Origin of the sequence: Pseudenemella bisphenolivorans, from assembly GCF_051133435.1 — a bacterium.
In the GTDB taxonomy this organism is placed as follows: domain Bacteria; phylum Actinomycetota; class Actinomycetes; order Propionibacteriales; family Propionibacteriaceae; genus JAAYAO01.
The window spans coordinates 54,723-68,797 of record NZ_JBPGNY010000004.1 but is presented as its reverse complement, the minus strand read 5'-3'; the positions used below and the strand labels follow the sequence as shown (position 1 = coordinate 68,797).

The 14,075-nt window shown below is 67.5% G+C and carries 13 protein-coding genes; 8 read left to right on the top strand and 5 right to left on the bottom strand.

All coding sequences use genetic code 11. The features are described 5' to 3' along the window. Positions 1–22 precede the first annotated feature (22 nt). Positions 23–532 (bottom strand): GNAT family N-acetyltransferase, encoded by a 510-nt coding sequence (locus ACR4XW_RS10395; protein WP_434760492.1) that lies wholly within the window; start codon positions 530–532, stop codon positions 23–25. Between the two features lie 289 nt (positions 533–821). On the opposite strand from ACR4XW_RS10395, the gene ACR4XW_RS10390 reads away from it, so the two are divergent. Further along, on the top strand, positions 822–2,315 hold the full coding sequence (locus ACR4XW_RS10390; protein ID WP_434760491.1) for an HNH endonuclease signature motif containing protein: 1,494 nt from the start codon (positions 822–824) through the stop codon (positions 2,313–2,315). 353 nt (positions 2,316–2,668) lie between these two features. On the opposite strand, the gene ACR4XW_RS10385 is transcribed toward ACR4XW_RS10390, so the two are convergent. Further along, a complete protein-coding gene (locus tag ACR4XW_RS10385) occupies positions 2,669–4,186 on the bottom strand; it encodes an amidohydrolase (RefSeq protein WP_434760490.1) in 1,518 nt (505 codons plus the stop codon). Next, positions 4,186–6,354, bottom strand: coding sequence for a glycogen debranching protein GlgX (gene glgX, locus ACR4XW_RS10380; protein WP_434760489.1), 2,169 nt, complete (start codon positions 6,352–6,354; stop codon positions 4,186–4,188). The genes ACR4XW_RS10385 and glgX overlap by 1 nt, the downstream gene beginning before the upstream one ends. 99 nt (positions 6,355–6,453) lie before the next feature. Here glgX and ACR4XW_RS10375 point away from each other — a divergent pair, with 99 nt between their 5' ends. Beyond that, complete coding sequence (locus tag ACR4XW_RS10375) at positions 6,454–7,254, top strand: enoyl-CoA hydratase/isomerase family protein (protein ID WP_434760488.1); 801 nt, start codon at positions 6,454–6,456, stop codon at positions 7,252–7,254. Between the two features lie 2 nt (positions 7,255–7,256). On the opposite strand, the gene ACR4XW_RS10370 is transcribed toward ACR4XW_RS10375, so the two are convergent. Continuing rightward, the gene (locus tag ACR4XW_RS10370) at positions 7,257–8,195 is read right to left on the bottom strand and encodes a hypothetical protein (RefSeq protein ID WP_434760487.1); all 939 of its coding nucleotides are present in this window, start codon (positions 8,193–8,195) and stop codon (positions 7,257–7,259) included. Between the two features lie 235 nt (positions 8,196–8,430). Between ACR4XW_RS10370 and ACR4XW_RS10365 the strand changes: the two genes are divergently transcribed. The 3 genes from ACR4XW_RS10365 to ACR4XW_RS10355 are packed head-to-tail and all read left to right on the top strand — an operon-like array spanning position 8,431 to position 11,309. Further along, the gene (locus ACR4XW_RS10365) at positions 8,431–9,198 is read left to right on the top strand and encodes an electron transfer flavoprotein subunit beta/FixA family protein (RefSeq protein ID WP_434760486.1); all 768 of its coding nucleotides are present in this window, start codon (positions 8,431–8,433) and stop codon (positions 9,196–9,198) included. Between the two features lie 15 nt (positions 9,199–9,213). Continuing rightward, a complete protein-coding gene (locus tag ACR4XW_RS10360; protein ID WP_434760485.1) occupies positions 9,214–10,158 on the top strand; it encodes an electron transfer flavoprotein subunit alpha/FixB family protein in 945 nt (314 codons plus the stop codon). Continuing rightward, positions 10,155–11,309 carry a cysteine desulfurase family protein gene (locus ACR4XW_RS10355; protein ID WP_434760836.1) on the top strand — a complete coding sequence of 385 codons (1,155 nt, stop codon included), beginning with the start codon at positions 10,155–10,157 and terminating at the stop codon, positions 11,307–11,309. The genes ACR4XW_RS10360 and ACR4XW_RS10355 overlap by 4 nt, the downstream gene beginning before the upstream one ends. A 3-nt stretch (positions 11,310–11,312) precedes the next feature. Here ACR4XW_RS10355 and ACR4XW_RS10350 read toward each other — a convergent pair whose 3' ends face one another. Then, positions 11,313–12,182, bottom strand: a complete 870-nt coding sequence (locus tag ACR4XW_RS10350) for a helix-turn-helix domain-containing protein (protein ID WP_434760484.1) — start codon at positions 12,180–12,182, stop codon at positions 11,313–11,315. Between the two features lie 75 nt (positions 12,183–12,257). Between ACR4XW_RS10350 and ACR4XW_RS10345 the strand changes: the two genes are divergently transcribed. The 3 genes from ACR4XW_RS10345 to mnmA all read left to right on the top strand — a co-directional run bounded on the left by ACR4XW_RS10345 (position 12,258) and on the right by mnmA (position 14,065). Next, on the top strand, positions 12,258–12,386 hold the full coding sequence (locus ACR4XW_RS10345; RefSeq protein ID WP_434760483.1) for a hypothetical protein: 129 nt from the start codon (positions 12,258–12,260) through the stop codon (positions 12,384–12,386). Beyond that, entirely contained in the window at positions 12,383–12,832 is a 450-nt protein-coding gene (locus tag ACR4XW_RS10340) for a TIGR03086 family metal-binding protein (RefSeq protein ID WP_434760482.1), read from the top strand. The genes ACR4XW_RS10345 and ACR4XW_RS10340 overlap by 4 nt, the downstream gene beginning before the upstream one ends. A 126-nt stretch (positions 12,833–12,958) precedes the next feature. Continuing rightward, positions 12,959–14,065 carry a tRNA 2-thiouridine(34) synthase MnmA gene (mnmA, locus tag ACR4XW_RS10335; protein ID WP_434760481.1) on the top strand — a complete coding sequence of 369 codons (1,107 nt, stop codon included), beginning with the start codon at positions 12,959–12,961 and terminating at the stop codon, positions 14,063–14,065. The last annotated feature ends 10 nt before the right edge of the window (positions 14,066–14,075 follow it).

Below are 14,075 nucleotides of genomic sequence, written 5' to 3'. Positions count from 1 at the left end.
TTTGTGGCGTGGTCGCCACCGATCATCGGGTTTCCGGGGTCGGTGGCGATTGCGTTTCTCGGCTGAAGCGGTGCTCCATTTCGACCTCCACGCGGCCGTCGGGAAGGTGCTCGGTGATGCCGTTGGGGACGAAGCCGAGGCGTTCGTACCGGCGACGGGCCCGTTCGTTGGTCGTCGTCACGCGAAGGTGGACGCCGGCTTCGCCGTTGTCGCGCGCCCAATCGAGCATCGTGCGCATGAGTCGGGTTGCCGTGTCGCCGCCGCGGTATTCGGGAGCGACCCACATCGAAACGAGTTCGGGCAGATCCTTGTCGTCGGGTTGAAAGGCCCGAACCATGCCGATCGGACGGGGGCCGTCGAAGGCGAACCAGTTCGGTTCGTGGCACAGGTCGATCCATCGCTGCTCGGGGTAGGTGCGTGAACCCTCGTAGGTGCTCCCGAAGGCCTCGGGGGAGTCGAGCAGGGCAGCGAGACGAACCTCGCGGTAGAGCTGCCACTCCTCGGGTTGCAACGAGCGGATCGTGATGGGCATGGGGGACAGGTTAGGAGGATGCGGATCGCGGGTGCCACGGATTTGTTGCGGGGTGCTCGCGACTAACGCCGGAGTACCGCATCCCCACAGAAGTCTTCGCCTGTCCAAGGTGCATGCCGTCTCACATCGCTGTGCGCTTTGGCGTCGTTACCGGGCTCAGCACATGCTGGCCCTGCCCCCTTCCCTACCAGCGGCACCCCTGATGTTGTGACCTTTTCGTGACCTCAAATGATTCGTCGGATCGTCTGTATGTTCGAAACTGTCAGTGCCTGTCCGTAGTGTTCTGTTCATGACCATCACCCCCGGTTACGCCACCGCCGCCGATGCTGCTGCGGCGTTGGATGATGCCCACCAGCAAGTCGTCGCGGGCGAAATCCGGGTCGGGCTCGCGATCGCAGCCCTGTGCGACCTCCATCAGATTGATGATCAGGCGTGGTTCGAGGGCATGGAACGGTGGGTCGACGGCGGTGCGGATGGGACTCCGAAGGTCGGGGAGTTCGTCGCCGGTGAGATCGCGGGCTTGTTGGGGTGCAGTGTCGGCTCGGCGTTGGGCCGGATTCGCACGGTGATGAACTTGCGCCACCGTCACCCGACCCTGTGGGCCGGGTTCGTGGCGGGCCGGATGCGGTACTGGGAAGTCGAAAGAGTGTCCGATCAGGCCGTCGCGGCCGACCTCGATGCCGCCGGGTGTGCGCGGTTGGATCGGATGTGTGCGGTGGCGTTGCGGATGCAGCCGTGGGGCAGGGTGTGGCCGAAGATCCCGAAGTGGATCATCAAGGCCGATCCGGCCAAGGCGCGGGAACGCGCCGAGGCTGCTGCAGCGCAGCGGTTCATCCAGGTCGGTGGGGTGGAGGACGGACAGTCCTGGCTGCGTGGCCAGGTCGATGCCGCGGACGGGATCGCGTTCGACCAGGCTCTCGATCAACTCGCCGACCTGGTCGATGGGGAGAACCAGAACCATCGCCGGGCCGCCGCCCTCGGGATACTCGCCCGGATGGTGTTCGGCCAAGACGCCCTCCCCACCGACGACGCCGAGGCCAGCGGTGATGTTGAGGCAAGTCCTGTTCTGCCTGAGCTGGCTGGCACCAATTCGACTGACACCCCAGGCGATGTTGAGCAAGAAGACACCGCCTCGGACCCCGATGAGGTGTTGCCCGCTGACTCCCTGCCCGAGGTGGGTGCGGCGGCGTTCATCACCCCGGTCACCCGCACCGCCGAAATCGTCGTGCGGATCGACGCCGAAGACCTCATCGACCCCACCACCGGAGTCGCGTCGATCGACCGATGGGGCCACACCCTCCTCCCACAGCTACAAGACGTGCTGGCCGGGTGCCGAGTCACGGTCCGCCCGGTGGTGGCGGGTGCCGACCTCGCCCCGGTCGATGAATACCGGGTACCGACCGCGATGCGGTTGGCGGTCCAGGCCCGTAACCCGGTCGACGTGTTCCCCTACGGAACCCGACCCTCCGCCTCGTGCGAAGTCGACCACACCAACGCCTTCGACCACGTCAACAAGCACGGCCGAGGCCAGACCCGACCCGGAAACCTCGGCCCGTTATCGAAGTACACGCACCGCCTCAAAACCCACGGCGGCTGGCACCTCACCCAACCCGCACCCGGCATTTTCGACTGGACCTCACCACTCGGGTATCAGTACCGGGTCACCTCCGACGGCACCACCAAAACCGGCAAACCACCCGGCCGCACCGGGGTCAGGCCCAGACGGCCACCTGCCCGGACCCCAGCCGGTAACAGGGAGGCGGCCGGGGATGAATCCGAATAGCCGGCCGGTCCAGCTCGTTTCCTGTTCTTCTGGACTTCTGCACGTGCCGACGGCGTGCTCAGTGAACGTCGCCGTGGTGCACATGTCGATCGAAGTGCTTGCCTGCTGGGACGACACCTGAGCCCTGGCCCCTTGACCAGACTCGGTGGAGCAACGACGCCCACCGGGCCATCGGCATGCCTGAAAGGGCACTGGAAACACCCCCCGGGAAGGATGCCCCGAGGAGCGGCCCGGCGCCGACCCCCAAGGAGTTCGCCTCGGAGAGCAAGTGCCCCGGAGAGAGGGGACTCCGTGATGCGGGAAAGAACCCAGGGGAGCGGGGACTCCGGGAAGGGTTGGCCTGAAAGAGCGCCTCAGCGGCTGTAGCGAATCTCGCCGCCCACCACGGTCATCTCCACCTCGATGTCGGACAACCTACTCGCGGCCGTGTCCTTGAACTCCCGATCGAGCACCACGAAGTCCGCGAGCATCCCCGGCGCCAGCCGTCCCAGCACATCATCCTGTCCGGCGACCCGGTGCGGCCCCACGGTGTGACACCACAGCGCAACTTTCGGGTCGAGCTTCTCCTCGGGTTGCCAGCCACCGGGCGGACTCCCATCGGCGCGACGGCGGGTCACCGCGGCGTCCAGAGTCAGAAACGGATCGGGGGTCTCGACCGGTGCATCCGACCCGAAGGCCAACAGGGTCCCGAGCCGCCACATCGTCGCAAAGGGATAGGACGCCAACGGCCGGTCGCCGAACAACTCGTCGACCAGATCCATGTCACTAATCGCGTGCGTCGGCTGCACCGACGCAATCACCTCAAGGGCCGCGAAGCGCGCCACATCGTCCGGACGCAGGTGCTGCGCATGCTCCACCCGGTGCCGCAAACCCGCCGGCCTGCGCTCAGCAGCGGCCGCATAGGCATCCAACAACCGCTGATTGGCCCGGTCACCGATCGCATGCGCCGCGACACCGAGCCCATGGCGCTGGCCGGTCTCGATCACCTCGGCCAGATCGGCATCGTCGATACTCGACAACCCGGTGTGATCGGTGCCGTTGAACGGCGCGCAGACATGGCAGGTCAGCGATCCCAGCGCCCCATCGGTGAACACCTTGATGTGCCCCTCGCGAAACCACGGATCACCGGCCCCGGTGCGCCGGCCCTCCACGATCGCCACGTCCAGCGCATCGTGGCGGGTGGCCTGAACCACCCGCAGCCCCAATCGTCCGGCCCGGCGCAGCTCGAGAAAGGCCGCTCGGGCCGACTCGTCGTCCATGTCGTGCACCCCGGTGACGCCCATCGACAACAGCCTCTCGATGGCACCGGACATCGCCTCGGCCAACAGGCGATCCTCCGGACCCAGAATCCGGGCGGCCTCCCAACCCTCGGCCTCGCGCAGAATGCCGGGAGTCTCGGGATCGTCCGACATCCCCACCCGGCGCAGCAAGGCACTGTTCACCCAGGTCGTGTGCAGGTCCTGACTCTCCAACAGCACCGGACGATCGGGCAGAATCGCATCCAGATCGGCCCGGGTCGGCAACACCGCCGGCTCCCACTTCTGCCACTCCCAACCCGCGCCGCGCAGCGGCTCACCGGGGCCCAGCCCCTCGGCATGTCGCAGCAGCCGGCTCAACACCTCGGGCAGATCGGCCGCCCCACGCAGATCCACCCGGGTCAACGACCGGGCGTACTGAGCGGTGTGGATGTGCGCATCGACCAGGCCGGGAATGATCGCCGCGCCGGGCAGGTCGATCACCCGATCCGCCCGCAGCCCCTGCTGTTGCAACGCACCGGTGACGTCCTCGGCCGTACCGACCGCCACGATCACCTCACCGCGGGTCGCCAGCTCCCCTGCAGAGTGGCGCCACCGGTACACCGGGGCCGACATCACGCCTCGTCGGCACCCGCGTGGGCGATCCGATCGGAGGAATGATCGGCCGGGGCATCGGCCCATTCCGGCGTACGCCACGGGGGCAACCCGGCCTGCAGCACGATCACCGTGCGCCCCGGAATCACCACCTCGGCGCCGGGTGACCAGTCCACCCCCTGCAACTCATCCGGCCCACCGGTGTGCGCGACCAACGTGTAGTCGCATGCCCACGGATCAGGCGGCAACTGCACGGTCTGCTCGTAGTCACCGGCGTGGAACCAGATCAGGAAGGCCTCATCACGATTCGAGGCATACATCCCGATCGTCTTCAGCGCGCCGTCGTGCCAAGCCCCGTCGTGCATCTCCCCATGGCTGTTGAACCAGGCCAGCGACTTGCGACCAGTCTCGGTGCCGTCGGGCAGGGTGATCACATTGCCGCTGTGCCAGCGCTCCGGACGCAATACCGGGTGATCGGCACGCAGCTTGGTCAACTGCGCGGTGAGGTCGGTCAGATCCGACCACTCGTCCATGGTGTCCCAGTTCACCCAGGAGATCGGGCCGTCCTGGCAGTAGGCATTGTTGTTGCCGTCCTGGGTGCGGCCCATCTCGTCACCGGCCAGAATCATCGGCACCCCGTGACTCAGAATCAGGGTCGCCATCATGTTCTTCACCTGACGCCGCCTCAGCGCGTTGATCGCCGGGTCGGTGGTCTCACCCTCATACCCGCAGTTCCAGGAGCGGTTGTCGTCCGAGCCGTCGCGGTTGTCCTCACCATTGGCATGGTTGTGCTTCACGTCGTAGGACACCAGGTCGCGCAGGGTGAAGCCGTCGTGAGCGGTGATGAAGTTGATCGACGACTCGATCTGCCGCTCGGAGTGGTGGAAGACATCGCCCGACCCGGACAACCGGGTCGCCAGCTCGCTGACACCGCCCACCGCACCGCGCCAGTAGTCACGCATGAAACCGCGATAGCGGTCGTTCCACTCCGACCAGTCCTTGCCGAAGGCACCCACCTGGTAGCCGTACGGGCCCATGTCCCAGGGTTCGGCGATCAGCTTGATGTCGTTGAACACCGGGTCTTCCGACAGCATCTGCTTGAAGGCATGGTTCTGGTCGACATGGTGCCGCTCGTCGCGGATCAGCGTGGTGGCCAGGTCGAAGCGGAACCCGTCCACGCCCATCTCGGTCACCCAGTACCGCAACGAATCCATGATCATGTTCAGCACGCCGGGCTCGGACGAGTCCACCGAGTTGCCGCAGCCGGTCACGTCGTAGTCATTGCGCAGGTCATCGGTGAGCCGGTAGTAGCCGGCGTGATCGATGCCACGCCACGACAGCGTCGGGCCCTCATGACCACCCTCGGCGGTGTGGTTGTAGACCACATCGAGAATCACCTCGATATCCGCCTCGTGCAGTGCCGAGACCATCTCCTTGAACTCGGTCACCTGCTGGCCGAGCGTGCCCACCGAGCCGTAGGCCGAGTGCGGGGCGAAGTAGCCCAGCGTGTTGTAGCCCCAGAAGTTGCTCAGGCCCCGACCCACCACGAACGGCTCGGAGGCGAAATGCTGCAGTGGCAGAAACTCCACCGCGGTCACCCCGATCCGCTGCAGGTGCTCGATCACCGCCGGATACGCCATGCCGGCATAGGTACCGCGCAGATGCTCCGGCACCGCCGGGTGCAGACGGGTGAAGGCCTTCAGGTGGGTTTCGTAGATCACCGACTCGACCAGCGGACGGCGCCGCGCGATCGGGGTCGGGGGAGGGCTGGGGGCCACCACCACACTGAGTGGGACGGCTTCGAAGGAGTCCTCGGGATCGGGCAGGTAATCCGACTCGGCAGTGTGGTCCAGGATCGGACCGGAGTAGTCCACCCCGCCGGTGATCGCCCGGGCGTAAGGGTCGGTCAGCAACTTCGCGGGGTTGAACCGGGCTCCCGATTCGGGATCCCAGTCGCCGTGAACCCGGTAGCCGTAGCGCTGCTCCGGGCCGACCCCGGGGCAGAAGACGCTCCACACGCCGTCGTCGCTGCGGTGCATGTCGCGGTTGTGCTGGGTGCGATCGGCATCGACCAAAGCCAACTCCACCCGGGTTGCGCGGGGGGCCCACAAGGCGAAGTGGGTGCCCTCATCGCGTACTTGGGCTCCGAGGATGCTGGAGTCCACAGGCGCGGGTAGGCCAGGGGTCATGGTTCGCTTTCTGTCGGTGGTCAAGACTGTAGTGCCTCGCGGGCAGCACCCCATTGTGCCGCACCGTGCCGCCGAATCCTCGTCGGTACGATGTCCGGCATGTCAGCTAACACAGAGCAGTTCGGCGAGCACGTCATCGTCGAGGTCGCCGACGGGGTCGGCACGCTGCGGCTCGCCCGTCCCAAGGTCAACGCCCTCAACATCGAGATGCAGGAATCCCTCGGGAGGGCCGCAGAGTATCTGAATCGGGCCGAGGACGTCTCCGCGGTGGTGATCACCGGCGGTGATCGGGTGTTTGCGGCCGGGGCTGACATCAAGGAAATGGTCGAGTACGACACCGCCGGCATGATGCAGGTGGCCGAACGCACCGGGCCCGCCTTCGACGCGCTGGCCGGCATCGGTAAGCCCGTGGTGGCTGCGATCAACGGTTATGCCCTGGGCGGTGGGCTCGAAGTGGCCCTGTGCGCCGATTGGCGGATCGCCGGCACGCAAGCCAAACTCGGCTTTCCCGAAGTGCTCCTCGGGGTGGTTCCCGGCTTGGGGGGTACCCAGCGGCTGCCCCGCCTGGTGGGAGTCAGCAAGGCCAAGGAACTGATCTTCACCGGACGTCACGTCGACGCCGAGGAGGCCCTCCGGATCGGCCTGGTCGACCAGGTCGTCGCCGATGAGGACGTTCAGCAGACCGCCCTGGACTGGGCCAAGCAGTTCACCGGTTCGGCCTCGCTGGCCCTGCGCGCGGCCAAGGAGACGATCGATTCCGGTCTGGACGGGAGTCTGGCCGACGGTCTGGCGTTGGAACGCACCATCTTCGCCGAACTCTTCGACACCGACGACCGCACCATCGGGATGACCAGCTTCATGAACGAGGGCCCCGGAAAGGCCACCTTCACCGGACGCTGATCTCAGTCCTTCCAGGCGAATACCGGCTTCTGCTCGTCGGAGATGTCCAGGGTGGCTCGTCCGCCGACATAGCGTGCGGCATTCTTCGGCTCGCCGTCCTGCTGCCACCGGGCGACGACGGTGAAGTCGAATCGGGCGGTCGGCACCAGCACATTGTCGGCGTCCACCCGGGGTTCGAAGTCCTCCATCGGATCACCCTCGGCGGCCGTCCAGGTCACCGATGCCGGCGCTGCTTTACCACTGGGCTTGACGCTGAAGGGGCACCCCTTCGGTGCCAACTCCTTGGCCGACAGACACCCGGACAGGAACTCGCGGGTGCGCTGCTCGAAGGCTCGTATCCCTGCCTCGGTGAGCCGGGGACGCAGCTTGGTGCTGACCGACTCGAAGGGGGCGGGACGGTCCACCACCGCGGAGGCGTCCTCACCCCAGTCGATCAGTTCCCGCCCGGTCTGCACCGGGTACACCCCGGGAAACACCGGCGTCTGCGCGGCGGTGACCTCGACCCCGTACACGAACTTCGACAGGTTCTCCCCGGCCACCGGGGCCAGCCGCAGCAGACCCCAGGTGTGCTCCAACCGCGGACCCCGGTCGGTGTCGACCAGGGTGACCTCGAAGGTCACCGGTCGCTCACCCAGGCGATACTCGGCCCGCACCACCGAACCGTCCACCTCGGTCACCTTGATCTCGGTGATCGGAGCATGCTCCCGGGCACTTTTCAGCACCTCATCGTTCATCAGGGACTGATCGGGAGGCAGCGTCGCACCCATCGCCACCGCGGTATCGGCATCGCCGTCGGCCAGGGCCTGCAAATACGTGCGCACCACGTCGCCCGGCCCCAGGTCGGAACGGCTGCGGTCCACCCAGGACGTCAGGCCGAATCCGCCGGCCACCCCCAGGGTGATCGCCAACACCACCACGACGATGACGATCGGCAATCTCACCCGGGAACGCGGGCCCGTCGAGTCCTCACCGGCGGGCGCGCCAGCGGACTCCGGGTGCTCCATGATCCTCCTGCCGGTGCCGGACGAAACCTCGTCGGTAACTGTAGAACCTCAACGGGTAACGCGCGTCCCAGTCGCTGCACGTCCCGGCAGGCGACCGGCACAAACTTGCTAGGCTTACCCACTGACCCAAGGGCCTACGACGAAGTGGAGAGAGATGAAAATCCTCGCATTGGTGAAGCATGTCCCAGATGCGACCGGCGATCGAGATTTCGCCGATGACGGAACTGTAGATCGTGAGGGCGCCGACGGTTTGCTGTCCGAACTGGACGAGTACGCGGTGGAGCAGTCGCTGCAGATCCGCGAGAACTCCGACGACGATGTCGAGATCGTTGCCCTGACCGTGGGTCCCGATGATGCCGCCGACGCCATCAAGAAGGCCCTGCAGATGGGGGCTGACGCCGGCATCCACATTCTCGACGACGCCATTCACGGCTCCGACGCGCTGGCCACCAGCAAGATCCTGGCCGCCGCGGTACAGAAGGCCGGCGCCGACCTGGTGGTCTGCGGCATGGCCTCGACCGACGGCAACATGGGCGTGATTCCGGCCATGCTCTCGGAGCGTCTCGGCTGGCCCGCCGCCACCTTCGGCCACACCGTGAGCCTGGAGGGCCAGACGGTCACCATCAAGCGCGACGGCGACACCGCCGCCCAGACCGTGCAGGCCAACCTGCCGGCCGTGGTCAGCGTGACCGACCAGTCGGGTGAGGCCCGCTACCCGTCCATGAAGGGCGTGATCGCGGCCAAGAAGAAGCCCGTCGACGAGTGGTCTCTGGAAGATCTGGGCGTTGACGGCGCGGGAATCGGCTTGGAGGCCGCGGCCACCAAGGTCACCGAAACCACCCCGCGTCCGCCGAAGCAGGCCGGCACCATCGTCACCGACGAGGACGGCTCCGGCGCGACCGCTCTGGTCGAGTTCCTGTCCACCAACAAGTTCATCTGAGAGAGGAGCCCGGAGATGTCCCAGGTTCTCGTTGTCGTTGATGTGAACGACGGTCACGTCACCAAGCCGTCGCTGGAGCTGCTCACTCTGGCCCGCCGGATCGGCGAGCCGGCTGCGGTGGTCTTCGGCCCGGCCGCCGAGGTGGCCGAAACCCTCGGCAAGTACGGCGCCGCCCGGGTGCTGGAAGCCAATGATCCGGCCCTCGACGAGTTCGTCGTCAGCCCCAAGGTCGACGTCCTCGCCCAGTTGGTCGAGGCCGAGTCGCCGGCCGCAGTGCTGTTGCCGACCGGAATGGACAACAAGGAGATCGCCGGCCGCCTCGCGGTGCGCCTCGACTCCGGTCTGATCACCGAAGCGACCAACATCGAAGAGGGCGCCAACACCGTCCAGTCGGTGTTCGCCGGTAACTGGACGGTGCAGGCCCAAGTGACCCGCGGCGTGCCCGTGATCACCACCAAGCCGAACACCATCGCCCCCGAGGAAGCCCCGGCCGCCGGTGCGGTCGAGCAGGTTGCGGTGTCCATCGCCGACAGCAGCAAGGGCGCCAAGATCGTCGCCTCGGAGGAGAAGCAGGCCTCGGGTCGTCCCGAACTGGCCGAAGCCGCGATCGTGGTGTCGGGTGGTCGTGGCACCGGTGGCAACTTCGAGTCGGTCGAGGCCCTCGCCGATGCCCTCGGTGCGGCCGTCGGTGCCTCGCGCGCCGCGGTCGACTCCGGTTGGTACCCGCACGCCTACCAGGTCGGCCAGACCGGTAAGACCGTGTCGCCGCAGCTCTACGTGGCCAACGGTATTTCGGGTGCGATCCAGCACCGCGCCGGAATGCAGACCTCGAAGTCGATCGTCGTGGTGAACAAGGATCCCGAGGCGCCGATCTTCGAGCTCGCCGACCTCGGCGTGGTGGGCGACCTGCACACCGTGCTGCCGGCCGTCACCGAACAGGTGAAGGCGAAGAAGGGCTGATTCTGCCCTCGGACGACAAGCCCCGCAGCTACCTCGACCACGCTGCCACCAGCCCGCTCCGGCCGGCTGCGCTGGCGGCAATGGTCGAGGTAGCTGCCGTTGTGGGCAATCCTTCTTCCCAACACGCCTCGGGACGCGCCGCGCGCCGGCTGGTCGAGGACTCCCGGGAACAGATCGCCGAACTGATCGGGGCCGAGCCGATCGAGGTGATCTTCACCAGCGGTGGTACCGAGGCGAACAATCTGGCCGTGCACGGGTCCTGGTTGGCCCGACGGGCCCAACAACGGCCCGCGGTGATGCTCGGCACCACCGAACACCCGGCCGTGCGTGATCAGGCCACGGTGATCGAAGCCGAAGGAGGTCGGGTCGACTGGGTCGAGGTCGACCCGACCGGGCATTCGGTACTCCCCGAGGTGGCCGAGGACACCGCAGTGCTGTCGGTGATGTGGGTGAACAACGAAACCGGCGCCATCCAGCCGATCCCCGAACTCGCCCGGGCCGCCCATGCGTCCGGAGCCCTGTTCCACACCGATGCGGTGCAGGCCATGTCCTGGCTGCCGGTGGACTTTCATGGCTCCGGTATCGACCTGCTGTCGATGTCGGCACACAAGATCGGTGGCCCGGTCGGCATCGGTGCCCTGGTCGCCACCCGGGCGGCATCACCGTCGCCGGTACTGGTGGGCGGGGGACAGGAGCGTGGAATTCGATCCGGCACCCTGGCCCCGATGCTGATGGCCGGCTTCGCCGCCGCCCTGGCCGAGGCCGCCGCCGAACGCGAGGCCGCGGCCGCCCGATTGGCCTCGTTCGGCGACCTGATCCGCCAGGGGGTGTCCACCATCGACGGCACCCGGGTGAACAGTGTCGAGCCGGTATCGCCGGCGATCGTCAACGTCACCTTCGACGGCTGCCTGGCCGACGACCTGTTGTTGTTGCTCGATGCCGAGGGCATCGACTGCTCGGTCGGTTCGGCCTGTGCCGCCGGCGTCAGCCGGGCGTCCTATGTGCTGTTGGCGATGGGACGGGACGAAGCCGCCGCCCGGGGTTCGCTGAGGTTCTCGCTCGGCCACACCACCACCGAGGCCGACATCGACCGGCTGCTCGCCGCCCTACCCGGTGCGGTCGCACGCGCCCGGGCCGCAAGCGGCGGATAGGGCTCACTCGGGTCGGTAGTGCTGCACCGAACGGGCGTACTCGTTCGGCGTCATCCCGACCGTGGCCTTGAAATCCCGGGTCAGGTGGGCCTGATCGGCATAGCCCAGCCCGGCGGCCAACTCACCCCACGAGGGCGGACGCCCGGCCCGGGCCGCATCAGCGGCATCGATCAACCGGTAACGCCGGATCATCCACAGCGGGCTCACCCCGGCATGTTCCCGGAACAGCCGCTGCAGGGTACGCACCCCGACGCCGGTGCTCGCGGCCAGCTGAGCGGTACTGCGGATCGTCCGATCGGTTTCGATCAGGGTGCCGATCTCGGCGACCTCCCGTCCGGTGGTCACGCGGCGCGGATCGGCCCGATCGACCACACCCTCCAGCATCGCAGCGAGTTCGGCGACCTGACCCACCGGCTCACCGTCGTGGGCCACCACCTGTTCGACCAGGGCGGCGTCGTCGAGATCGACCACCTCACCCAGGGCGACGATCCGGTCGGTCAACGTTTCGGCATCCTGTCGCAGGAAGGCCCCGAAAGCTCCCGGACGCAGGGTGGCCGCCACATTCCAGCCGCGATCGGTCAGATGCCGGTGATCGACCCCGGTACACACCCCGACCGCCGTCGCCTCGACCCGATCGGGAAACACCCGTCGCGTCCGGCGGGGGCCGACGCTGAGGTTCGCGGCCGGATGGGACAACACCGGTTGCACGAACTCCTCACCGGGGCCGAACTCGAACTCGACCACCCAGAACCACCGCACCAGATCGGCCAACACACCCTCGGCGGGAAACCGGCGCAGGCGCACATGTTGCGCCATCCGGCCCGGATCCAAAATGCCCCGGCTGTCGGAGCCGAAGGTGGCTGCGTCGCTCACAGCGAGCAGCCTAGCCGCCGGGATTGACGCGATTGTTCAAGAAATGCGCAGCCGCGCTCGGCGAGGGTGAGAACCATGACGATCGAGAACACCCGCACCATGTTGCGACCTGTTTTGGCCGACCTCGCCACCCTGACCGACCGGATCACCGAAGAACAACGGACCCACCGACCCCGTGTACCGAATACGACGTCGCCGCGTTGACCGACCATGTCGTCGGCTGGCTGGAGAGCTTCGCCGCCGGTTATGCCTCCGAAACCGGTGAATGCCCGGAGCTCGGGTCGGGCGAAGTGCCGCGAGCTGAAGCGGGTGACCGGATCACCGCCGCAGCCGACCGGCTCGATGCCGCCCTGGCCCACGGTGCCGCCGAGCGACCCCTCAGCATCGGCGGCGGGGCCATGCCCGGCGACATGGCGTTGTCGATGATCCTGGCCGAGTACATCGTGCACGGCTGGGACCTGGCCCGGGCCACCGGACAACCCTGGCACCCCGACCCGGGCGCCGTGACCGCCTCGTACGAGTTCCTGCAGGGCATGGTGACCCCCGAATACCGCGGCCCCGACGGCATGTTCGGTGACGAGGTCGCGGTATCGGAGACCGCCGATGAGCTCACGAAGTTGATCGGGTTCACCGGGCGCAACCCGAACTGATGTCCACAAACTCACCCCGCGGGCCCCGGATCGGCCGGTTCGCGTCACCTGACCGGCTGTGGGGTGCGTTTTCATCCACGTGGTGCCGCCAACAATGCCCCGTACACTGGTTCGCCGGAGGTGTACATGAAGGTCTTGGCCGCCATGTCGGGCGGGGTTGACTCCGCGGTTGCCGCGGCACGGATGGTGGACGCCGGACACGAGGTGACCGGGGTGCATCTGGCGTTGTCGCGCAACCCCCAGTCGTACCGCTCGGGGGCCCGTGGGTGCTGCTCGCTGGAGGACTCCACCGATGCCCGCCGCGCCGCCGACAGCCTCGACATCCCCTTCTACATCTGGGATCTGTCCGATCGCTTCGCCACCGACGTGGTCGACGATTTCGTCGCCGAGTACGCCGCCGGCCGCACCCCCAACCCGTGCCTGCGCTGCAACGAGAAGATCAAGTTCGCGGCAGTCCTCGACCGCGGCCTGGCCCTGGGCTTCGACGCGGTCGCGACCGGGCATTACGCCCGACTGCTGCCCGGGCCGAACGGGCTGGAACTGCGCCGGGCGATCGACCCGGGCAAGGACCAGTCCTATGTGCTCGGGGTACTCAGTGCCGAACAGCTCGCCCATTCGCTGTTCCCGCTGGGCGATTCCTACAAGACCGACGTTCGAGCCGAGGCCGAACGCCGTGGCCTGTCGGTGGCGGCCAAACCCGACAGCCACGACATCTGCTTCATCTCCGACGGCGATACCGGCGGATTCCTCGACCGGCACCTGGGCGAACAGCCCGGCGCCATCGTCGACACCGCCGGCAACGAGATCGGACGCCACCCGGGCACCCACCACTTCACCGTCGGCCAGCGCAAGGGCCTGCGGATCGGCACCCCGGCCGCGGACGGCAAACCCCGCTTCGTGCTGGACATCTCCCCGGTCGACCGCACCGTCACCGTCGGCTCGCGGGAAGACCTCGCGATCAACGCCCTGACCGGGATCCGACTGACCTGGACCCAGCAGCCGGTGCTCGACCCCTGGCACGGCGAAGTGCAGGTGCGCGCCCACGGCGAACCGGTACCGGCACTCATCCGGGTGGTCGACGACGAACTCCGGGTCGAGTTGGACCAGCCCCTGGTCGGCGTGGCACCGGGTCAGGCCGTGGTCTGCTACGACGGCGACCGGGTGGTCGGATCGGCAACCATCTCCGCCACCCGCAGGGCGAGCGCCGAGGCCGGGCTGGAGGCACCCCGGTGAAGGTGACCGC